The 21454-nt window shown below is 62.8% G+C and carries 21 protein-coding genes; 6 read left to right on the top strand and 15 right to left on the bottom strand.

Annotated features, from left to right (window positions below):
• The first annotated feature begins 5 nt into the window (after positions 1-5).
• A complete protein-coding gene (locus ACFOW6_RS16675) occupies positions 6-3302 on the top strand; it encodes an AsmA family protein (protein WP_382423559.1) in 3297 nt (1098 codons plus the stop codon).
• An 18-nt stretch (positions 3303-3320) separates the two neighbouring features.
• Here the strand turns inward: ACFOW6_RS16675 and ACFOW6_RS16680 are convergent, their stop codons facing one another.
• The 4 genes from ACFOW6_RS16680 to glmU form a co-directional block, all read right to left on the bottom strand.
• A complete protein-coding gene (locus ACFOW6_RS16680; RefSeq protein ID WP_382423560.1) occupies positions 3321-3599 on the bottom strand; it encodes a ribbon-helix-helix domain-containing protein in 279 nt (92 codons plus the stop codon).
• Positions 3600-3627: 28 nt separating this feature from the next.
• Positions 3628-5034 (bottom strand): class II fumarate hydratase, encoded by a 1407-nt coding sequence (fumC, locus tag ACFOW6_RS16685; RefSeq protein WP_382423561.1) that lies wholly within the window; start codon positions 5032-5034, stop codon positions 3628-3630.
• An 89-nt stretch (positions 5035-5123) separates the two neighbouring features.
• Positions 5124-6947, bottom strand: coding sequence for a glutamine--fructose-6-phosphate transaminase (isomerizing) (gene glmS, locus ACFOW6_RS16690; protein WP_382423562.1), 1824 nt, complete (start codon positions 6945-6947; stop codon positions 5124-5126).
• Positions 6947-8302 (bottom strand): bifunctional UDP-N-acetylglucosamine diphosphorylase/glucosamine-1-phosphate N-acetyltransferase GlmU, encoded by a 1356-nt coding sequence (gene glmU, locus ACFOW6_RS16695; RefSeq protein ID WP_382423563.1) that lies wholly within the window; start codon positions 8300-8302, stop codon positions 6947-6949. Before glmU ends, glmS begins: the two co-directional genes overlap by 1 nt.
• Positions 8303-8556: 254 nt before the next feature.
• Here glmU and ACFOW6_RS16700 point away from each other — a divergent pair, with 254 nt between their 5' ends.
• On the top strand, positions 8557-9906 hold the full coding sequence (locus tag ACFOW6_RS16700) for a protoglobin domain-containing protein (protein ID WP_382423564.1): 1350 nt from the start codon (positions 8557-8559) through the stop codon (positions 9904-9906).
• Positions 9907-10004: 98 nt separating this feature from the next.
• Here ACFOW6_RS16700 and ACFOW6_RS16705 read toward each other — a convergent pair whose 3' ends face one another.
• From ACFOW6_RS16705 to ACFOW6_RS16740, 8 genes are all read right to left on the bottom strand, one after another.
• Complete coding sequence (locus ACFOW6_RS16705) at positions 10005-10439, bottom strand: hypothetical protein (RefSeq protein ID WP_382423565.1); 435 nt, start codon at positions 10437-10439, stop codon at positions 10005-10007.
• Positions 10440-10483: 44 nt separating this feature from the next.
• Positions 10484-10798, bottom strand: a complete 315-nt coding sequence (locus tag ACFOW6_RS16710) for a DUF883 family protein (protein ID WP_382423566.1) — start codon at positions 10796-10798, stop codon at positions 10484-10486.
• Positions 10799-10894: 96 nt separating this feature from the next.
• On the bottom strand, positions 10895-11071 hold the full coding sequence (locus ACFOW6_RS16715) for a DUF1328 family protein (protein ID WP_382423567.1): 177 nt from the start codon (positions 11069-11071) through the stop codon (positions 10895-10897).
• A 222-nt stretch (positions 11072-11293) separates the two neighbouring features.
• Complete coding sequence (locus ACFOW6_RS16720) at positions 11294-11914, bottom strand: hypothetical protein (RefSeq protein WP_382423568.1); 621 nt, start codon at positions 11912-11914, stop codon at positions 11294-11296.
• Between the two features lie 101 nt (positions 11915-12015).
• Complete coding sequence (locus tag ACFOW6_RS16725) at positions 12016-13689, bottom strand: formate--tetrahydrofolate ligase (protein WP_382423569.1); 1674 nt, start codon at positions 13687-13689, stop codon at positions 12016-12018.
• Between the two features lie 114 nt (positions 13690-13803).
• Positions 13804-14679, bottom strand: a complete 876-nt coding sequence (locus ACFOW6_RS16730; RefSeq protein ID WP_382423570.1) for a DUF2272 domain-containing protein — start codon at positions 14677-14679, stop codon at positions 13804-13806.
• Between the two features lie 83 nt (positions 14680-14762).
• Positions 14763-15680 carry a glutamate racemase gene (locus ACFOW6_RS16735; RefSeq protein ID WP_382423571.1) on the bottom strand — a complete coding sequence of 306 codons (918 nt, stop codon included), beginning with the start codon at positions 15678-15680 and terminating at the stop codon, positions 14763-14765.
• 23 nt (positions 15681-15703) lie between these two features.
• Entirely contained in the window at positions 15704-16423 is a 720-nt protein-coding gene (locus ACFOW6_RS16740; RefSeq protein ID WP_382423572.1) for a glutamine amidotransferase-related protein, read from the bottom strand.
• A 271-nt stretch (positions 16424-16694) separates the two neighbouring features.
• On the opposite strand from ACFOW6_RS16740, the gene ACFOW6_RS16745 reads away from it, so the two are divergent.
• Positions 16695-17153 carry a MarR family winged helix-turn-helix transcriptional regulator gene (locus ACFOW6_RS16745; protein WP_382423573.1) on the top strand — a complete coding sequence of 153 codons (459 nt, stop codon included), beginning with the start codon at positions 16695-16697 and terminating at the stop codon, positions 17151-17153.
• A 21-nt stretch (positions 17154-17174) separates the two neighbouring features.
• On the opposite strand, the gene ACFOW6_RS16750 is transcribed toward ACFOW6_RS16745, so the two are convergent.
• Together ACFOW6_RS16750 and def are read right to left on the bottom strand one after the other, a co-directional pair.
• The gene (locus tag ACFOW6_RS16750) at positions 17175-17879 is read right to left on the bottom strand and encodes a COQ9 family protein (RefSeq protein ID WP_382423574.1); all 705 of its coding nucleotides are present in this window, start codon (positions 17877-17879) and stop codon (positions 17175-17177) included.
• Entirely contained in the window at positions 17876-18406 is a 531-nt protein-coding gene (gene def / locus ACFOW6_RS16755; RefSeq protein ID WP_382423575.1) for a peptide deformylase, read from the bottom strand. The genes ACFOW6_RS16750 and def overlap by 4 nt, the downstream gene beginning before the upstream one ends.
• 164 nt (positions 18407-18570) lie before the next feature.
• Here def and rpsU point away from each other — a divergent pair, with 164 nt between their 5' ends.
• From rpsU to ACFOW6_RS16770, 3 genes are all read left to right on the top strand, one after another.
• Positions 18571-18774 (top strand): 30S ribosomal protein S21, encoded by a 204-nt coding sequence (rpsU, locus tag ACFOW6_RS16760; RefSeq protein WP_382423576.1) that lies wholly within the window; start codon positions 18571-18573, stop codon positions 18772-18774.
• 151 nt (positions 18775-18925) lie between these two features.
• Positions 18926-19483, top strand: a complete 558-nt coding sequence (locus ACFOW6_RS16765; protein WP_382423577.1) for a helix-turn-helix domain-containing protein — start codon at positions 18926-18928, stop codon at positions 19481-19483.
• 10 nt (positions 19484-19493) lie between these two features.
• Positions 19494-20045, top strand: coding sequence for a GNAT family N-acetyltransferase (locus ACFOW6_RS16770; RefSeq protein WP_382423578.1), 552 nt, complete (start codon positions 19494-19496; stop codon positions 20043-20045).
• A 16-nt stretch (positions 20046-20061) separates the two neighbouring features.
• On the opposite strand, the gene ACFOW6_RS16775 is transcribed toward ACFOW6_RS16770, so the two are convergent.
• A complete protein-coding gene (locus ACFOW6_RS16775; protein WP_382423579.1) occupies positions 20062-21453 on the bottom strand; it encodes an NAD(P)(+) transhydrogenase (Re/Si-specific) subunit beta in 1392 nt (463 codons plus the stop codon).
• Position 21454: the final 1 nt, after the last annotated feature.

A 21454-nucleotide genomic window follows, 5' to 3' on the forward strand; every position in this document is an offset into this window, starting at 1 on the left:
CGATTTTGAAGACAGTCTTGTGGTGCCTAGCGGTTTTCTGCGGCCTCCTGCTGGCAGGCGCCGTGGCGGTACCTTTCGTGATTGACGAAGAGGCGCGCAAGGACGCCATTTCCGCGGAACTGGAAGAACACCTGCATGTCCGGGTCGACATTTCAGGTGACGTGAGCGCCTCATTGCTGCCCCGTCCTCAGCTGCAGCTGCGGGACGTGCGAATCCGGCCGGCCGAGGAGCGTTCCGCGCCAACCTCGTTCATGCAGATTGCCGAGGCCGAACTGGACATCTCCCTGTCTGCCCTGCTCTCCGGCGACCCTGCGTTCGAGAGAGTTTACCTGAAGACACCCCGACTTTCTCTCGCTTCGCCCGGCGACGATGCACTCAACAGGGTCCTGACGCTGGCCGACGAGTGGATGCAGAAACTGGAAGGATTGCGCCCCCTCCACCTCGAGATTTCCGGTGGCGAAGCCATCTTCCTGGGATCTCAGGAGGACCGCCGCATGCTTGCGGACAGCGTCGCCTTGACCGTCCGCGTCCCGGAAAGCGGCACACCCTTGCGATTCGAGGGCCAGGGCCGCCTGCGAGGGAGAATGCACCGGTTTTCACTGGCCGTGGGACAAAGCGATGCAGAGCAACGGCGTGCCGTCGATGTCTCCTGGTCCAGCGCCGAGTATGGCGAAGCACAGGCCCGCCTGCGAGGCGAGATCCTGCTTTCGGACGACGAGCGCCAACTGACTGGGCAACTGACGGCAGAGATCGCGGACCTGGAGCAGGTGTTCCCGAGCCCTCCGGGGGAGGTGCAAGCCCTGCCGGCCAGCCTCGAAGCCAAGGTGACCACGAATTTCGAGGAATTGCAGACAGACAACGCACAGCTTCGCCTGGGCAATATAGATGCCAGCGGCGAGGTACAGGTCCGCTTCGCCCAAATTCCGGCCTTCGACCTCCGCCTGAACATGCCGCAACTCGACCTCGCATCCTGGGTGGCGCGGCTGGACGGACGAGGTCAGAGCCTGTTGCAGGACATTCTAGGCCGTCAACTTGATGGCCGGCTACGCCTCAGGGCCGATAGTGCACGCTTCATGGGGGATCTGATACAGGACCTGCGCCTGGACGCGACCCTGGCCCCCGGTGCGGCGCTGGTCGAACGCCTGGAAGCCTCAGCCCCGGGAGGCAGCAGCCTTCAACTGACCGGGACTCTCTCTCCAGGCGCACAAGCTCTGGAGTTCGAAGGCAACCTCGAGGGGCAAACCGGCAATCTGAGGGATTTCCTGACGTGGTTGGACATGGACACAGGCCACATTCCGGGCGAACGCCTGCGCCATGCCGACGTGGCCACGGCCTTCCAGTACAGCCACGATCTGCTGCAGTTCACAGACCTGGAACTGAACCTGGATGTCAGTCGCCTGACCGGAGGCCTCGCTATCGCCCTGAGAGAACGGCCGGGTCTGGGCCTCGGACTTGAAATCGATCGCCTGAACCTGGACGGATACCTGCCGCGTGACAGCGACACCCCTGAGGAAAAGGCGAAACGCCTGCGCCAGGACGCGACGGCCCTGGGCGCCCTGCTAAACCGTTTCGACGCCAACCTCGACCTGCACGCCGAGCGCCTGACCTATCTGGGAGAACGACTGTCCGACCTGCGGATCAGTGGGCAGCTTCAGGGTGGAAAACTCACCCTGGAGCAACTGCGGATCGGAAACCTGGCCGGTCTGGGCGCCAGTCTCAGCGGCCGCCTGGATAATCTCGCAGAGGTTCCGCACCTTTCGGATACGCAGTTCGAGCTGGAGCTCGTACGACCGGAACAGCTGGCCGACACGCTTGACCTGCCATTTCCCAGCTATTTCGGGCGGCTTGGGGAGATCACGGCCAACGGCATTCTGGACGGCCCTCTCAACGAACTTTCCATCAACAGCGACATGGCCATGGGCGCGGCCTCCCTCTTCTTCTCGGCGCAGCTTTCCAGCGGCACAGACGCTCGGGCGCTGTCGAACGGAAAACTCGACCTGTCGGGCCTGACAGGCCGGCAGCTGGGCGACTGGCTGGGCCTTGCCGCCGACAATCCGGTACGCCGGTTGCCGGAACTCCATGCCGCCAGCAACTTTTCCCTGGAAGAGGGAACCTGGCAGTACGACACCCGATTGGAAAGCGAGAGCGCCAGACTGCACCTGGAAGGCACGACGGAGGACATCGACATCGGCTATCCTGTTACCGCCTTCCGCTTCGAGTTCATGCATCCGGAGAACGCGGCGGTTCTTCCCCGGCTTATGGACCGCAATGGCGAACAGCTTCCCGGGGTCGAGGCCAGGGGACAGGCCGAGGCATCTCCCCGCGCCATCGAGCTGGGTGAAAGCGAGCTCTTGCTGAGCGAAGATAGCCTGGATATGGGCGGAGAATTGGTCTTCTCGGGCCGTCGGCCGGAAATCAACCTGTCCCTGCAGGGGGACAGGTTGGACCTGGCTTCGCTGCAGGCCTTCCTGCCGCCGGCCCGCGCCGAAGCGCCCGAGAGTTCCGAGTGGCCCGAAGCACCTCTGCCACTGGGATTCCTGCGCGGCTACCAGGGTCGGCTCGACCTGAACCTGCAGCGCCTCGAAACCTCCTGGCAACCACTTGAAAACCTGGGCCTGTCCGCTGGACTGGCCGACAACCGCCTGCAGTTCGAAGAGTTGTCGGCCGAAGTCCTGGGTGGCCGTTTTTCGGCTACAGGCAGCCTGCTGGCCGATTCCACAGGAAATTACGGTGTCGATCTGGACGGCAATCTTGCCGAGGCCTCGGCCGGATCCCTTTCGTCGCCGCTGTTTGGCAGCACCCCTCTGGAAGGCAGGCTCGATCTGCCCTTCTCACTTTCCACGGACGGCGAATCCATCACCCGCATGCTGCGCAACCTGGAGGGCAGCGTCGATCTCTCGGGTCGCCTCCAGTTTCCCGCAGGCGACCAGGAGGCCGGAATGCCGACTGGCGTAGGCGAAACCACCCCCGATACCCTCTTCGCCCTCCTCGACTATCCCGCGGAAGCCGCCGGCAACCTGCAGATAGAGTCCGGCCGACTGACGAGCCAGGACCTGAAGCTGAGCGGTGCGAGACGGCAACTCGTTTTCAGGGGGATGCTGGCCGACCTGCCGCGCCGGCAAATCCGGACCACCGCGGAACTGTTCGAAGAGAACCAAGACACGCCCCAAGCGATCATGGACATCGTCGGCCCGCTGGGCGATCCCGCGTTCCGCTGGCAAAGGTTCGGACGCAGTCTGAGCCAGTCGATCCCACAGAATGCCCAGGCATCGGAACAAACCGGTTGGCCGGCCACGCAATAGCCTCCCGACGGGATAACGTTACGGCACACGATCCAGCTGCGCACAAAGACGGCGGACCACATAGACGCGCAGGGCCGAGGACAGCCCGACCCCGGGACGGCTGGAGGCATCGGCATTGGCCTCTGCCTCGCCTTCCAGCCGTTGCCGGTCGATGCGCGCGATCAGAGCCGCCAGGGAAAGGCCATCCTCCTCCGCGGCCTGCCTGAGCAGCTGCCAGAAGATATCCTCAAGCGATATGGACGTTCGGTGACCGGCCAGGGTCACCGAGCGCTTGCGGATTCCGCCATCGCCTTTCATGTCCGGGCCCTCTCGGCCTCTTTGCGGATCAGGCCTTGCGCGGTCCGATCATGTTCTCGGGCCGCACCCACTCATCGAACTGCTCGGCCGTCATCATGTCCAGCTCGACGGCGGCCTCCTTCAGGGTCTTGTTCTCGGCATAGGCCTTCTTGGCAACCTTGGCCGCATTGTCGTAGCCGATGTGCGGATTCAGGGCGGTGACCAGCATAAGGGACTGGTACATCAGGTCCTCGATGCGCTTTTCGTCTGCCTCGATGCCGGCAATGCAGTTGTCCAGGAAGGACTCCGCGCCGTCTCCGATCAGTTGCGCCGACTGCAACAGGCTGTAGATCAGGACCGGCTTGAAGACGTTCAGTTCGAAGTGACCATTGGAGCCCGCGACGCTGGCCGTCGTATGATTGCCCATGACCTGGGCACAGACCATGGTCAGGGCCTCGGCCTGGGTCGGGTTCACCTTGCCCGGCATGATGGAGGAACCTGGCTCATTGGCCGGCAGCAGCAATTCGGCAAAGCCGCAGCGTGGGCCGGAGCCGAGCATGCGGATGTCATTGGCAATCTTCATCAGCGAAACCGCGGCCGAGTTGAGCGCCCCGGAGGCCTCGACCACTGCGTCGTGCGCGGCCAGGGCTTCAAACTTGTTGGCCGCCGTGACGAAGGGCTTGCCGGTAATGGAGGCGACTTCTGCGGCAAAGGCTTCGGCGAAGCCATCCAGGGAATTGAGACCCGTACCAACGGCCGTGCCGCCCTGAGCCAGTTCGAGCAACCGCGCACGCGTCCCCTCGATCCGCGCAATCGCGTACTTCACCTGCTGTGCATAACCGGAAAATTCCTGTCCCAGGGTCAACGGCGTGGCATCCATCAAATGGGTGCGGCCGATCTTGATGATTTTCTCGAACGCCTTCGACTTGGCCTCCAGGCCTTCCTGCAGGCGGCGCAGCTTGGGCAGCGTGGTTTCCTCCAGAACCAGCACGGCGGCAATATGCATAACCGTCGGGAAGGAATCGTTGGAGGACTGGCCCATGTTCACGTGATCGTTTGGATGCACCGGCTCCTTGCCACCGCGCTTGCCGGTCAGGATTTCGTTGGCCCGCCCGGCAATCACCTCGTTGCTGTTCATGTTGGTCTGCGTGCCCGAGCCCGTCTGCCAGACCACCAGCGGGAAGTGGTCCATCAGCTTGCCGGCCGCGACCTCCTCGGCCGCCTGGCAGAGCGCCTCGCCGATCTTCGCATCCAGGACGCCCAGCTTCATGTTGGTGCGCGCGGCTGCCAGCTTCTGGATTCCGAAGGCACGGACGACACCCTCCGGCATCGTCTCGCCTCCGATCCGGAAATTCTGCAGCGAACGCTGCGTCTGCGCGCCCCAGTAGCGATCAGCCGGAACGGTTAGTTCGCCCATGGAATCGGTTTCGATACGGGTTTCTTCGCCAGCGGACATGTGCATTTCTCCGAATTGTCGGCAGTCAGGTTTCGCGCCGTTTTACCACGTTGCTGCCGAGCAGCAATGCCCGCGGCGGAAAGGCGGTCCTATTCCACCGTCACGCTCTTGGCCAGGTTGCGCGGCTGGTCGACGTCCGTGCCCTTGATGGAGGCCGTGTGATACGCCAGCAGCTGCAGCGGCAGGGCGTAGAGGATCGGAGCCACGAAGGGGGAGACCTCCGGCACCTCGACGGCATGGGTCACACCTTCGCCGATGGCTTCGATGCCCTGGCTGTCGGAGATCAGGACGACGCGCCCACCACGCGCGATCACCTCCTGGATGTTCCCGGCCGTCTTGTCGAACAGCGGCCCACTCGGCGCACAGACGACGATGGGGACATGTTCGTCGATCAGCGCCATGGCGCCGTGCTTCAGTTCGCCGGCGGCATAGCCCTCGGCATGCAGGTAACTGATTTCCTTGAACTTGAGCGCACCCTCCAGGGCCAGGGGATACATGCTGCCGCGACCCATGTAGAGGATGTCGCTGGCATCCGCCATCTCGTTTGCGATGTCGATCAGCTGGGCCTCGCGCTCCAGGAAATACGAGGCCTGGGCCGGCACCTCGATCAGGGCCGAGGTCAGCTCGGCCTCCCGTTCGCTCGACAGGCTGCCGCGCGCACGTCCCGCCGCCAGGGCCAGACAGGCCAGGACCACCAGCTGCGTGGTGAAGGCCTTGGTCGACGCCACGCCGATCTCCGGCCCCGCCAACGTTTGCAAGGCCACGTCGGACTCCCGCGCGATGGCGCTTTCCGGCTGATTGACGATGGACAGGATGTGCTGCTTCTCCTGGCGCGTATAGCGCAGGGCCGAGAGGGTATCGATGGTCTCGCCCGACTGGGAGATGAACAGCGCGGCCCCGTTCTCCGGCAACGGCGCCTCGCGATAGCGGAACTCGCTGGCGATATCGATATCCATGGGCAGGCGGGCCATCTGTTCGAACCAGTACTTCCCGATCAGGCCGGCATAATAGGCCGTGCCGCAGGCACTGGCCGTCAGGCGCGGAATCTGCGCAAAGTCGAAGGGCATCTCCGGCAGGGTGACCCTGCGGCTCAGCGGATCCACATAGCTCTGCAGCGTATCGCCGATGACCACCGGCTGCTCGAAGATCTCCTTCTGCATGAAATGACGGTACGAGCCCTTGCCGATCATCGCTCCCGACATCACGGTGCGTGTGACCGGGCGATCGACCGGGCGATCCTCCTGGTCATAGATCTTCGCCTCGTCCTTGTGAAGGACGACCCAGTCGCCTTCCTCCAGGAAGCATATCCGATCGGTCAGCGGCGCCAGCGCCAGGGAGTCGGAGCCCAGGTAGAGCTCGCCATCGCCATAGCCCAGGGCCAGCGGACTGCCACGCCGCGCCCCGATCATCAGGTCGTGGCGTCCGGCGAAGATGATGGCCAGGGCAAAGGCCCCGTGCAGCCGCTTAAGGGTTGCAGCCACAGCCTCTTCCGGACTCTTCTGGCTATTCAGGTAGTCGGTGACCAGATGTACCACAACTTCGGTATCGGTCTCCGTTTCGAAACTGTGGCCGGCGGCTTCGAGCTCCTTCCTGAGTGCACGAAAGTTTTCGATGATGCCGTTGTGCACCACAGCGACCTCGGTGTTGGCATGGGGATGCGCATTGCTCTCCGTCGGGCGGCCGTGCGTGGCCCAGCGGGTATGGCCAATACCCACCGTGCCCCCCAGAGGCTGCTCATCGATCACCCCTTCCAGGTTGACGATCTTGCCCTCGGCGCGCCGGCGATCGATGCGCCCGTTCAGCAGTGTGGCCACCCCAGCGGAGTCGTAGCCGCGGTATTCCAGCCGCTTCAGCGCATCCATCAGCAACGGCGTGACCGCCTTGTTCCCCAGAATGCCGATAATACCGCACATCAGGATGTCTCCTTGTCATTCCTGCGCATCTCGCGAAAACGCCGTGCCGCCTCGGGTCGGTTGATCTGCTCCGCGCGCGAGAGGGCCAGCGAGTCCTGCGGCACATCCTTTGTGATGGTCGAACCGGCACCGACGATGCTGTCGGCCCCGATCCGCACCGGCGCCACCAGTGCTGAGTTGGAGCCTATGAAGGCGCCTTCGCCGATCTCGCAGCGGTGCTTTCCATAGCCGTCGTAGTTGCAGGTGATGGTGCCGGCTCCGATGTTGGCGCCCTCCCCGACGGTGGTATCGCCCAGATAGGTCAGATGATTGGCCTTGGCCCCAGCGCCCAGGCGGGTGGCCTTGATCTCCACGAAATTGCCGACCCGTGCCTTCGGGCCGATCTCGCTGCCCGGGCGCACCCGTGCAAAGGGCCCGACACGTGCACCTTCTGCTATCTCGGCGCCTTCCAGATGCGAAAAGCTGAATATCTCGGCGCCCGTCGCCACCCGGACTCCGGCTCCGAACACCACGCTCGGGTGTACCACCACATCGGCAGCGATCTCCGTGTCATGGTGAAACCAGACCGTATCCGGGTCGATCAGGGTCACGCCCTGCTCCATGGCCCGGCGGCGCAATCGCTCCTGCATCAAGCGTTCGGCCAGGGCCAGTTCAGACCGCGAATTCACCCCGGTGACTTCCTCGGCCCCGCATTCGAGACTCCGCGAGCTGCAGCCGGCTTTGCGCGCCACGCTGATGAGGGCGGTCAGGTAGTACTCTCCCTTGGCGTTCCTGTTGTCGATCTGCCCAAGGAACGCAAGAAGCCGCCCCGCATCGCCGAGCAGGTATCCCGCCCAGCAGAGATCGATCCTGCGCTGGTCTTCGGTGGCATCCTTCTCCTCGACAATGGCCTCCACCTCACCGTTCTCGGCCAGCAATAGCCGCCCGTAGCCAGTCGGGCTCGGCGGCCGGAAGCCCAGCCAGACGAAGTCCGCGCCCGTCTCCTGTCGCCTTTGCTGCAGACCTTGCAGGGTTTCGGGTGTGATGAGAGGTCCATCCCCATAGAGAATCAGAAGCTCGTCGCCGTCTTTCACATCCTGCAACACTGAGGCGGCTGCCTTTACGGCATCGGCCGTGCCGAGGCGCTCCTGCTGAATCGCCACGGGCCAGGGCGCAACCGCCTGCTCGACCTCGGGCATGTCCGGGCCGATCACGACGACAACCCGCTTGGGTGAAAGCGCTTCGGCGGCCTTCAGGACATGATGCACCATGGGCAGCCCGGCGACCTCGTGCAGGACTTTCGGGCGGGACGAGCGCATGCGTGTCCCCAGGCCGGCCGCCAACACCACGACGTTGAGTGAGTCCCCCCGGGTCATGCGCGAACTCCTGCTGCTCTCCCCTGCACGATCATCCCTGCAGGCTTAGCGCGTTGACAGGTTTCAGACAATCGCAAGTCTTTGTGTCGAAACAGGGAGCAAAATCGGGCGCTTGGGTCACATCCGCGGATCCGGCAAGAATGATGCTCACATAAAGGCTCTCTTAACATATTTCCCCTATCGTCCTGCCCGACAACGCTTTTTACGCGTTCTCAGAACCTGCAGACAAAGTGCTTCGGCCAGGAGTTGCCATAATGTCGGACGATCCGTCTCTCGACACACGCCTTGATTTTTTCCAGATCGACAAGACAACGAAAGCAGCGCTGCGCGACATCAAGCCGATCATCGAGTCCGCACTGCCGCGCATCATGAGCGCCTTCTACAGCCACCTGGCACAGTATGACGAGACGAATCGACTTTTCAGCTCCGACGAGTCCCGCGAACGGGCGAAGAAGCTTCAAGTCAAGCACTGGCAGCAGATTCTCTCGGCGGAGTTCAACCAGGACTACTATGACTCGGCGCGCCGCATCGGCGAAGCTCACGCCCGCATCGGCCTCACTCCGGCCTGGTACATCGGCGGTTACAGCTTTCTCTGCGCCCGCTTCCTGCAGGTGATCAGCGAACACTTCAGCGGGCGCTGGCATGCCCGGGGACTGAGCGAACGGCGCAGTGCCGCACTACAGGCCATCAACAAGACTTCACTGCTGGACATGGATCTGGCCATTTCCGTCTACTCCGAGGTCCTGCGCGAGGAGAAGAGGCAGACGATCGACGGCCTCGCTGAAGGCCTTGAAACCAGTATCGGTCAGCTGGGCACCTCCATTTCCTCGGAAGCCGGGCGGATTTACGAGAACGCCCAGTCTTTGTCCCAGATCGCGGAGAACACCAACACACAGGCCCTGTCGGTAAGCTCTGCCTCGCGGCAGGCCAGCACCAGCGTGCAGACCGTGGCCTCGGCAGCAGATCAGCTCTCCAGCTCGATCCAGGAGATCAACCAGCAGCTGGAATCCTCCAACCGCATGGCACGTGAAGCCGTTCAGGAGGCCGAGCAGACAAACTCCACCGTGACAACTCTTTCGGCTGCGGCGGAGAAGATCGGCAACGTGGTGAAGCTGATCCAGGACATTGCCGAGCAGACGAACCTGCTGGCACTGAACGCCACCATCGAAGCGGCGCGGGCCGGCGAGGCCGGCAAGGGCTTCGCCGTGGTGGCCAGTGAGGTAAAGAACCTGGCCAACCAGACCGCCAAGGCCACCGAGGAGATCTCGCAGCAGATCTCGGAGATGCAGGGGGTTACCGGAGAGGCTGTCGACGCCATCCGCAAGATCGGCGAGCGCATCACCGGCATCGACGAGATGATCTCCTCCATCGCCTCGGCAGCGGAGGAGCAGGGAGCGGCGACGTCAGAAATCTCTCGCAGCGTCAATGAGGCAGCCAGCGGCACCCAGCAGGTGGACGAAATCATTTCCGAGGTTCAGCAGGGCGCCGAGCAGACGGGCTGCATGGGCAGCGATGTCCTGCAGGCAACGGAAGGTCTTACCCAGCAAGCCAACAGGCTGCGTGACGAGGTCCAGGGCTTTCTCGATAAGATGCGCGCCGCCTGAAGCAGCCAGCGACAAGGGATCGGTCAGGCCTGACCGTGAAAACGGCACGCACAGGTAGGCGTGCCGTTTTCTTTATTTGCTCTGATGAAATGGAACCGTCAGGACGAGGAGCGGGTGTAGTCCTCGATGATCTTGCTCAGGGAGCGACGCAGTTCGGGCGAAGCCCCCAGGCAGAACCCGGCGACAACTCCTGCAAAGACTCTTTCCCACGGCCGCCCAGGCAGGGGCAGGCCCTTGAAAGACGTCTCCTTGCCAAGCGGTAGGCCGCTGGTTGGATCCACTGCCGGCTGCTGTCGCCGAGGGGGTGTCGAGCGGCGCAGAACCAGGCAGGCAATTCCTGCCAGAACAGCTGCACAGAGAAGCACAACGCCCCCGGTAACAGCAGCAGCCGAGGCGGCATCCATGACCTCCTCGAGGCGCAGATAGAGCGCGAAAGCGCCCCATACCGCTGCGCCGACCAAGGCCAGCACGGCCAAGCTTACCAGGAACAATGCGGCCGCAAATCGCGCCGCAAGGCTGCGCAGTTCATTCATCAAGGTTCCGCCCCCCGTTCGACTGCTTCAGGACTTCTGAAGTCTCAGCGCCTGTCGAGCAGCTTGCCGAGCAGGAAGCCGACGCCGAAGGCGGTGGCCAGACTGGCCAGTGGATGCTGCTCCACCTGATGGTGGACATTGTCCACACTTGCCTTCCCATAGTCGGATGCATATCCGGAAATGCGGTTCAGCTCACTGCGCAAGCGGTTGATCTCCGCGCGTGTCTCGTCCGACGCGGCCTTGGCCCCCGCACCGGCGGTCTTGCTTACCTGTTCGCTCAGCTTTCCGAGATCCTTGCGGAGATTATCCAGTTCCTCCTTCAGGTTCTCGTTTTCCTTATCCACGCTCTGATTTGCCACGGTATTGTCCTTTCCGTTTGTGGTTCAGGGCTTTGCAACTCCTATGATGTAGGGATGATACCCGGCATTCTCCATCCCCCTCATGGAATTTGCCTGTCAGGGAATGACCGCGGCCGCGCCCGCAAGTCCACTGATGATCGCGATGAGGAACAGAACCAGGAAGATGAAGAATAGTATCTTGGCGATTCCAGCTGCTGCACTTGCAATGCCACCGAACCCAAAGACGGCGGCAATAATGGCAACGACAAAGAACACCACTGCCCATTCCAGCATTATCTTTTCCTTTTCCAGAGTTTTCCGAGAACGCTCAATGAGCGATCTTTCGGCAATTGGCCTTGTTCTTTTCTGGAATCAAGATAAAGAGGCTAGGTCAAAAATGGTACGCGGGAAGTCTTCCGGATTTGAAAAAGGCCCGGTCGCAACAGGACCCGGCCTTCTTCGACAAACCGTCGTGCCGTCTCTTCCAGGCAAGACTGGGGCAATATCCTTGACGGCTCAGTAATGAATAAGCGTGTAGTCGTAGCGCACGCCGCTTGTCACTTCGATGGTATGCTTGATCCGTTCGCCATCATTTTCCGCATGGACGATATACCAGCCTGCCGGCAGAACCAGGAAGGGCTTGATGCCCGTTTCTTCATAGACAACCTTGCGATTGCCGTTGCTGTTCTTGCCATAGGTCATGATCGTCCACTTGATGGGCTTGTTGACCGATGGCTGGCCCACGCCGCGAATGACGTCCAGGGTGATCTCTCCGGCATCCAGGTTGACCACATGACGTCCCCCGTCTTCGCCGATCTCGACCTTCTGTTCGCGCGTGGTCGCGCCATAGACGGTGGTCAGGATGTATTCACCCGGGGGAGCATCCAGAATCGCCTGGCCACCCGTGTCGGAATCCTCGAGCTTGCGATCGCCGCGTCTGTTCGTGCTGTGCAGGCTGAAGGAAACATCCTTGGAGATGGCGCCGGCGCCCTCCATGATCACCGCATGAACCTCGAGACCCGGTCCCTCGGTCTTGGCTGCGGTCTGGGTTGCATCCTCAGCCACCGCAGCAGAGGCCAAAGCCAGCCAGGCGCCCCCGATCATCGCGAATGCAACTGTCCTGATATGTCCTGCCATAGAAGCCCCCTTCTTGACCTGCCATATCAGTACACGCAACCCGTGACGGACGCAACGCCTGATCAATGTCGCAGCAGAGATGACTCAGCCCGGCCGGATGGTCAGAAAAGCCCCTCGATCCGCCCTTCCGGATCCAGCCGGATGTTGTTGGCCGCCGGGGTACGGGGCAGACCCGGCATGGTCATGATATCCCCGCAGACGGCAACCACGAATTCCGCGCCGGCCGACAGGCGCACCTCGCGAATCGTGACGGAGTGTCCTGAAGGCGCTCCCTTGAGATTGCCGTCGGTGGAGAAGGAATACTGCGTCTTGGCCATGCAGATCGGCAGGTGGCCGTAGCCCGTCTCCTGCAGTTCCTTGATGCGGTTGCGCACGGTCTTGTCCGCTTGGATATCATGCGCTCCGTAGAGGTGAGTGGCGATGGTGTGGATCTTGTCCCATAGCGGCATCTCGTCGTCGTAAAGCGGAGCAAACTGGTCGACGCCGCTTTCCACCAGCTCGACGACATGGCGCGCCAGTTCCTGAGTGCCCTGCGAGCCCTCGGCCCAGTGGGTGCAGAGAATGGCCTTGGCGCCCAGCTCCTGTGCAACCGACTGCACCGCCTCCACTTCGGCGTCGGTGTCCGTGACGAAGCGGTTGATGGCCACGACGGCCGGCACACCGAAGGCTTTCACGTTGCGAATATGCCGCGCCAGGTTCGAGCAGCCTTTCTTGACGGCCTCGACATTCTCCTTGCCCAGGTCGTCCTTGGCCACGCCGCCGTGCATCTTGAGCGCACGCACCGTCGCCACGATGACGGCCGCACTGGGCTTGAGGCCGGCCTTGCGGCACTTGATGTCGAAGAATTTCTCAGCCCCCAGATCGGCCCCGAAGCCAGCCTCGGTCACAACGTAGTCGGCCAGCTTGAGCGCTGTCCTAGTCGCAATCACGGAGTTGCAGCCATGAGCAATGTTGGCAAAGGGACCGCCGTGAATGAAGGCCGGGTTGTTTTCCAGCGTCTGCACCAGGTTCGGTGCGATGGCGTCGCGCAACAGTACGGCCATCGGCCCTTCGGCCTGCAGGTCACGTGCCAGCACCGGCTTCTTGTCGCGGGTATAGGCAACGACAATCTTGCCCAGGCGTTCCGTCAGGTCTTCCAGATCGCTGGCCAGGCAGAAGATGGCCATGACCTCGGACGCAACCACGATGTCGAAGCCGTCCTCGCGCGAGAAACCGTTGGCCGCACCGCCCAGTGAGGATACGATCTGACGCAGCGAACGGTCGTTCATGTCGACGACGCGCCGCCAGGCAACCCGCCGGCTGTCGATGCCCAGTTCGTTGCCCCAGTAGATATGGTTGTCGATCAGGGCCGAAAGCAGGTTGTGGGCAATGCCGATGGCGTGGAAGTCGCCCGTGAAGTGCAGGTTGATGTCCTCCATGGGCACGACCTGGGCATAGCCGCCGCCAGCAGCCCCACCCTTCATGCCGAAGCAGGGGCCGAGAGACGGCTCGCGCAGACAGATGGCCGCATTCTTGCCAATGCTGTTCAACCCGTCGCCCAGGCCGACGGTGGTGGTCGTCTTGCCCTCGCCCGCGGGGGTCGGCGTGATGGCGGTCACCAGGATCAGGCGCCCATCGGGCCGGTCTTCAAGGGAGCGAATGAAATCGAAGGAAACCTTTCCCTTGTAGGGACCGTACTGGAGAATCTGTTCCTGCGGGATACCCAGTTTCTCTCCAACCTCGATGATCGGACGGATGGACGCTTCACGCGCAATCTCGATATCACTCTTCGGCATCTGGGTTATCCCTTTCCGGACTCTCTATAATTTCCGGATGGACGCTACCGTTCGGTCTCTGCACTCACTGTTCCAGGATCGACAGCGACAGCGCGAAATGCGCCACGGTTGCATTCATCCCGAGACAGGGGACCTTTCCGCGCGCTGCAGCAGCTGTTCCGCCTCCTTCAGGCCGCGCGGCACGGGAAAGCCGCCGGACGGATCGGGTATATTGGTGCGCAGCACGGTAAAGAAGGCCCGTGTCTCGGGGCCATCCGCAGGCTGCCAGGGTATCAGGCGCCCCTGACGGTCCGTCGGCAGGAAGGACAGGGTCACGGCATCGCGCACATTGCCGCCGATCACGGCGATACGCCCCGTCATGGTGTGGACAACGATATCGCAGTGCATTCCGCGATCACTGCCCATCTCCGCGACTCTCTCCGCCAGGGTGCGGATACGTTGGGAGGCCGGCATGGTCCGGTCAGAGCAGACCAGGTCTCCCACTTGCGGCGCATAATCCGTAATCTCGTACGGTTGGAAGACTGCCTCGCGTCCATAGTGCCGGGCACTGCGAATGGCGGCGTCCACGTAGTTGCGATGGCCTGCGTCCCACTCGAAGTCGGCCAGGTCGATGCCGGCCGAGCGCATGACATAGGAAATGAAGGCGGCCGACCAGGGTTCACCTGCCCATAGCCCTTCCTCGACCCCGCTGCGATAGCGGCGCCGCTGTTCACGGACATAGCCGGCGTATTCCGGACGCACGGCGTTCCAATAAGCCTGGAGATGGGCGAAGACCTGAGGATCGCCTTCCTCATAGCCTTGGCGCAGCTGTTCGGCCTCCGAACCTGTCTGATCCAGGACCGGACGCCCGAACTCCAGCCACTCGCGATAGGCGATGGAGAGAATGCGCTCCTTGGCCTGGGGAGGATAGCTAACGGGGGGATGGCTCTCGGGCTCGGGCGCCGGGCGCGGCCCGGCACAGGCGGCCAGGAAAAGCAACCCGATCAGCATTGGGAGAGCAAGGCGCCTGCCCGAATGCACAGGCAGGCGATAAAGGTACGACAGACTGTGGGAAACGGACACGGGCTTCATCCTCAACAGAGCGGAACAGAGGTGGACACTGCCCCAGCCGAGAGAGGGACGCAACGCCGGGAAAGCCGCATCAAGCGTCCGCCAGGAGCCCCCCGAGACGCTGCCGGCCGGCGGAGGAAAGGGGATCCAGCGCCAGCACGCGGGCGAGCCCGAAGCCGGCACAGCCTCTCTCGACCGGCTTCCTGTCCTGGGCGGACAGCTGCGTGAAGAGAGCCAGGCTGCCGCCTGGCCAGCGGCCGGCGCAAGGTTGTCGACGCGAGCGAGGATGCCATATCCTGTACGCGCTGCGCCGTGGTCATCCCAGGTTCGATCCACAGGGTATCCGGCGGGCCTAGCCGGCGCAGCTCTTCCAGTAGGAACCAGTAGTGGGGTGAGCCCAGGACCACGGCATCGGGCTTTGGGGCGACCGGCTCGGAAAAAAGGGCGCCGCTTTCCCGTGCCAGCAGCGCACGATCCATGGACAGTCCCCGAAATCTGCGCTCGGCCAGGCCCGCCAGTCGGCGCGCGCCCACACGAACCACCCTGCAGCCTGCCGCAACCCGCTCGATCCAATCCCGGCGTGCCGGCTGGCGCCGCGTCGTTTCCGTCTCCAGAAGGCCGATGCAGCCCGCCTGCGTCATCTCCACGGCCGTTTCCAGGGCCGGCTGGCACCCCATGATCGGCAGGTCGAAGCGTGCCTGCAGCTGCGGCAGGGCGAGACTGCTGGCCGTGCTGCCGGTAACCAGCACCAGATCGGGCCGTCCTGAGGCCAGCAGAACCTCAAGCAGGGCCGCCAAGCGTTCAACGAGCGCTTCCTCGTTCTGGTCGCTGTGCGGAAAGGCGGCCGTATCGGCCAGGTAGATCACCTCTGCCTGCGGCAATGCCCGGCGTATTTCCTTCAGGACACTGAGTCCGCCGATGCCGGAATCCAGAATCAGCAAGCGGGGATGCGGTGGCGCTGTTTTCAAGAGGCCCGGAGGGTAGAGGTCGTCGCTGTCCCGATCCAGGTATCCATGAAGCCACGCAACCAGTCACCGAGGGGAGCCAGGTGCTTGTCCGTGGCAGCCAGCTGTTGCTCGCGCGACTGCGCGCCCGGCAGCTCGAGCAGATGCGCACCGGCCTCCAGCCAGGAGGCCTGGATATCCCGGGTGATCTCGGGATGGAACTGCAGGCCATAGACGTTCCGGCCATAACGGAAGGCCTGATGCTCGAAGACGGGACCACGCGCCAGGAGCGCACTGTCCGGTGGGGCTTCGAAACCCTGAAGATGCCAGTGATAGACCATGATCTCCTCGGGAATCAGCCCCTGCCCGTCCGGCGTGGGCTCAATGGGAAAGAAGCCGATCTCGGCCTTGTTCTCGGCATGCGGCCCGACCCGTCCGCCCAGGGCATGGGCGATCATCTGCGCTCCGAGACAGATGCCCAGCAAGGGCTTGTCGCTCTTCATCCAGCGGCCGATCCAGTCAATCTCGCGGGCCAGGTAATCCAGCTCTCCGACCTGCTCGACCATCTGGGCCCCGCCATAGATGACGGCGGCATCGTAGTCCTCGATACCTTCTGGCAGCTCGTGCCCGTCTGCGATCCAGCGCGTATCCAGCTCGAAGCCCCTGCTCTGAAGCTCGGCGCTGACGCGATCTTGCCGCTCGCCCGGCATGTGTCTGATTTGTAGGACCTTAGGCTTCATGTGGACATACTCGTAACAGTACGGAAACTGGACTTCACGACAGACCTGCAGTTTGCAGAAGGAGTCCGCAAGAACAAGCGCAGACTGCCCGCATCATGCGAACAACCGCTCTGTGCTGCGGACATGGCACGGCAATGGCACAACAGCCATGGACGCACCCGTTGTGTCGGCCTATTATACCTTCCAATACCGTTGCTGATGTGACCGCCGGAAGAAGCGGCACTACAAGATCGGCGGAGGGCATTTTCGTCAACCTTCACCAGAGGTTCAAATGCCCGAAGTCATGACAGAGAGAGCGAACAAGTCCTCCGGGCGCGTCGCTTTCCAGCTCGAGGAACAGGTCGCGCATCTACTCAGGCGCGCCCATCAACGCGCCTCCTCGCTGTTCATCAACCAGCTCAGCACCCACCATCTGACTCCAACACAGTTCTTCGCCATGGCGCGCCTGCACGAAAAAGGCCGCCTGTCCCAGAATCTTCTGGGACGGGAGACCGCAATGGATCCGGCAACCATACAGGGTGTGATCCAGCGCCTGAATGAAAAGGGCTACATCCGCCGAACCCCCGATCCCATGGACCGGCGCCGGATGGTCCTGGAGCTGACCGAAAGCGGCCAAGGCGTGGTGCAGAGCCTGATCGAGGGGGCGATTCAGGTGAACGACGAAGTGATCGCTCCGCTCGACGATCTCGAGCGAAACGAGTTCATCCGGCTGCTGCACAAGGTTACCTGAGAGGCCGGCTGGAGCAGGTTGTCACGAACGGGGCGGTACGAATGGCCTTCTGCCGCGGGACAGCCTGCTCTTCAAGCCGTCACGTTCGCGCTTGTCGAACAGGCGGTCCGGCAGCGACATGACCCGGGACATGGTCTTGCCGACACGCCCGCCGACCTTCAGCACCTCGTCGATGCGTCGATCGAGAAAGGCCCAGGTGGCCTCGTAACCTTCCGTCCGGTCATTCAGCCAATAGAGGAAAGTCGAGGAATAGACACCGGAGAGCAGGGCCCGTTTGCTGTAGTAATTGTAGTCCGTGGCCGTATCGCCCGCCGCATACCACATGATATCGACTGTCCGCCACACCAGGCGCGAGGCCAGTGCGGCATTGAACGGCAGGGACAGGAAGGCAGCACCCCGGCGCACTGCCTCCTTGTCGGGATCCAGAAGCTCCAGGCGCAGGCGCACCAAGGTCGAAATCTTCTCGCGCACTTTGGCATCCGCGGGCACTTCGGCCTCGAAGCGGCGCAACATTTCGCGATCGATGCGCGCATTGTAGGCCTCGATCAGGTCGCGCCCCGGATCCGGAAAGGCGTTGAGCACCATGACGGGATCCATCCCGAGATCCCGTCCACCTGCGCGCAGGGCCGTCTCGCCCCAGCCATCAAAGGGCACATGCGGCAGGACGGCGTCCAGCAGCTGTTCGCGCAGTGTCTCCAGGCTTTCGTTTGTGGCTTCGTCCGTCACGCGATCGCTCCCTGATGATGAAGTTCCGAGGAATAGATCAGCTTGTGCATACTACGGATATGATGCGGATAAAGCACGCCGTCGAGATGATCGCACTCATGCTGCAGGATTCGCGCCTCGAATCCCTGCGCATCCGTGGTGTGCAAGGCCCCTGTCTCGTCGTAGTAGCGGCATCGCACGGCCCTGTATCGCCAGACCTCGCCCACCAGACCGGGCACGGACAGGCAGGCCTCCCAGCCGGCTTCCAGCTCCTTGCCCAACGGCTCGACCACGGGATTGACCAGAACCCGGAAATCCCCGTGTACTGCCGAGGTGATACTACGGTGACGCCCGGGAATCCGGAAGACCACCAGCCGCAATCCAACGCCCACCTGCGGTGCGGCCAGGCCGCTGCCGCCCTCGCTTTGAAGGGTTTCCTTCATGTCGGCGATCAGTCGGCTCACCTCTGGCGCGGAAATATCCATGATGTCCTCCGCGCGGCGGGCCAGGATCGGATTTCCCATCCGCAGGATCTTGAGAACAGCCATGGCCTGTTGTATGTATGAAATTGTTGCAGTCGTAAAGATGACGACTGTATTGGGCAGATAGGTTCTTTTCACAAGGGCCGAGCCGTGCTAAGGAACCGGCTCCGCAACGAAAAGCGTTGCGGAACGGTGGTTTTTGTTCAAGAGACTAGGAGGTTCGAGCTTCCGTGCAAGTACACGTCCGCGATAACAACGTCGATCAGGCCCTGCGCGCGCTTAAGAAGAAGCTGCAGCGCGAAGGGGTCTTCCGTGAAATGAAGCTGCGTCGCCATTTCGAGAAGCCTTCAGAGAAGCGCAAGCGCGAGCGCGCCGAAGCCGTGCGCCGCCATCGCAAGCTGCTGCGCAAGCGCATGGAGCGCGAAGGCTTCTAGATCTCCCTCTTTCGAGGCTCGAACATTCTTCCGAAAAGCGCAGTCCGGATTTCCGGACTGCGCTTTTCTTGTGTCTTCATGCATCCCGCCGCTAGACCATTGTGTCCCAAAGACCTTGACACATTCTCGTATATGAGAATTATTTCCATATATGAGCGAAAGCCAAATCGATGACCGTCTTGCTGCCCGCCTGAAGCGCCTGCGCCTCGAGCAGGACTGGTCGCTCGATCAACTGGCCGGACAAAGCGGTGTCAGCCGCGCCTCCCTTTCACGCATCGAGAACGGCGAGGTCAGCCCCACTGCGAACATCCTGGGGCGCCTCTGCTCCGCTTACGGTCTGACCCTGTCGCGCCTGATGCACATGGTCGAAGACGCCTATACGCCCCTGATCAGCCGCGCCGAGCAGGAAGTCTGGCGCGACCCGCATGCCGGCTTTCTCAGGCGTACGATCTCTCCACCGGCCCGGCCACTGGCCGGAGAAGCCATCGAGGCGGAAATCCAGGCGGGGCAGACCATCTCCTATGACTCACCCCCACGCGAAGGCCTCGAGCACCATCTCTTCCTGCTCGAAGGCGCGCTGGACATCACGCTCGACGGGCAGACTCACCGGCTGCACGCCGGAGACTGCCTGCGGTATCGGCTGTCGGGGCCGAGTGTGTTCCGCACGGAGCCGGACAGCACGGCCCGATATGTCCTGTTCACGGTATAGGAGCGCGCCCATGCAGGAAACGTCCCCCCTGACCCTGGCCCACCTGACGGGGGAAGAGTTCGCAGCCAATCTCCAGGAGCTGGGCGCTCTGCTGCATGCTTGCGTCCACGACGGCGCGAACATCAACTTCATCCTGCCCTTCAGCCAGGACGATGCGGTCGCCTTCTGGCGCGAGAAGGTCTTGGGCCCGCTACGCGATGAAGATCGCGTCCTGTTGATCGCCAGGACTCTCCAAGGGGCAGGTCAGCCAGGCATTGTCGGTACGGTTCAACTGAACTGCGACATGCCGCCCAACCAGGCCCACAGGGCCGAGATCACCAAGCTGCTGGTCCACCCCGCGCATCGCCGCCGCGGCCTCGCGCGAAAGCTCATGCTCGAGATGGAGGCTCACGCCCGAAAGCTGGGCCGGCACCTGATCACCCTAGACACCACGACCGGCAGCGCCGCCGAATCGCTCTACCTCTCGCTGGGCTACGTCAGGCTCGGCGCCATCCCAGGCTATGCCCGGGATCCGCACGAGGACCGCCTGGATCCCGCCACCATCCTCTACAAGCAGCTCTGAGAGCTGCCTGGCTGCGCTACTTTTCCAGCGCCTTGACGATGTGCTCGCACATCTTCTTGGCGTCATCGAGCAGCATCATGGTCTGGTCCATGTAGAACAGCGGGTTGTCGACGCCGGCATAACCGCTGGACATGGACCGCTTCACGAAGAGCACGTTCTGTGCCTTCTCCACGTCCAGGACCGGCATGCCGTAGATCGGCGAGGACGGATCCGTCTTGGCCGAGGGATTGGTGACGTCGTTCGCCCCGATCACGAAAGCCACATTGGTCTCGCCGAACTCGCGATTGACCTCGTCCATCTCGAAGACCTCGTCATAGGGCACGTTGGCCTCGGCCAGCAGGACGTTCATGTGCCCCGGCATCCGTCCGGCAACGGGATGAATGGCGTACTTCACCTCGACGCCCTCTGCCTTCAGCAGGTCCACCATCTCGCGCAGAGTGTGCTGGGCCTGGGCCACGGCCATGCCATAGCCCGGCACGATCATGACCTTGTCGGCGTTGCGCATCAGGAAGGCCGCGTCCTCTGCTGAGCCCTGGCGATAGGTGCGGTCCGTATCGTCCGCACCGGCGGCTGCGGATTCGCCGCCGAACCCGCCGAGAATCACCGAGATGAACGAGCGGTTCATGCCCTTGCACATGATGTAGCTGAGGATGGCACCCGCCGCACCCACGAGAGCGCCGGTGATGATCAGCAGGTTGTTCTCCAGCGTGAAGCCGATGCCGCAGGCCGCCCAACCGGAATAGGAGTTGAGCATGGAGATCACCACCGGCATGTCGGCCCCGCCGATGGGAATGATAATCAGGATACCCAGCGCCAGCGTTACAAGGATGATCAGCCAGAACGGCAGGCTTGCCTGGGTCGTGCAGACCCAGACGACCAGCGCCACGGTCAGGATGCCCAGCGCCAGGTTCAGCCAGTGTTGCATCGGGAAGGTCACCGGCTTGCCGCTGACCAGTCCCTGAAGCTTGCCGAAGGCCACGATGGAGCCGGTGAAGGTGATGGCGCCGATGGCCGTGCCGATGGACATCTCGATCAGGGAACTGACCTTGATGTCGCCCGGCGATCCGATGCCGTAGGCCGCGGGATCGTAGAAGGCGGCCAGGGCCACCAGCACCGCGGCCAGGCCGACCAGGGAGTGAAAGGCGGCCACAAGCTGCGGCAGGGCCGTCATCTGGATGCGCAGCGCGATCACCGTACCGATCGTCCCGCCGACGGCCACGCCGGCCAGGATCAGCAGGTAGTTCACCTCCGGCACCACGAACAGAGTGGTCAGCACCGCGATGGCCATGCCGACCATCCCGAAGCGCAGGCCGTTGCGGCTGGTTTCGGGATGCGACAGGCCGCGCAGCGCCAGAATGAAGCAGACCGAGGCCACGAGATACAGCAGGGCGGCGAAATCCTTGTCCATT

It is taken from the genome of Fodinicurvata halophila, assembly GCF_042651425.1.
Classification (GTDB): Bacteria; Pseudomonadota; Alphaproteobacteria; order Kiloniellales; family DSM-21159; genus Fodinicurvata; species Fodinicurvata halophila.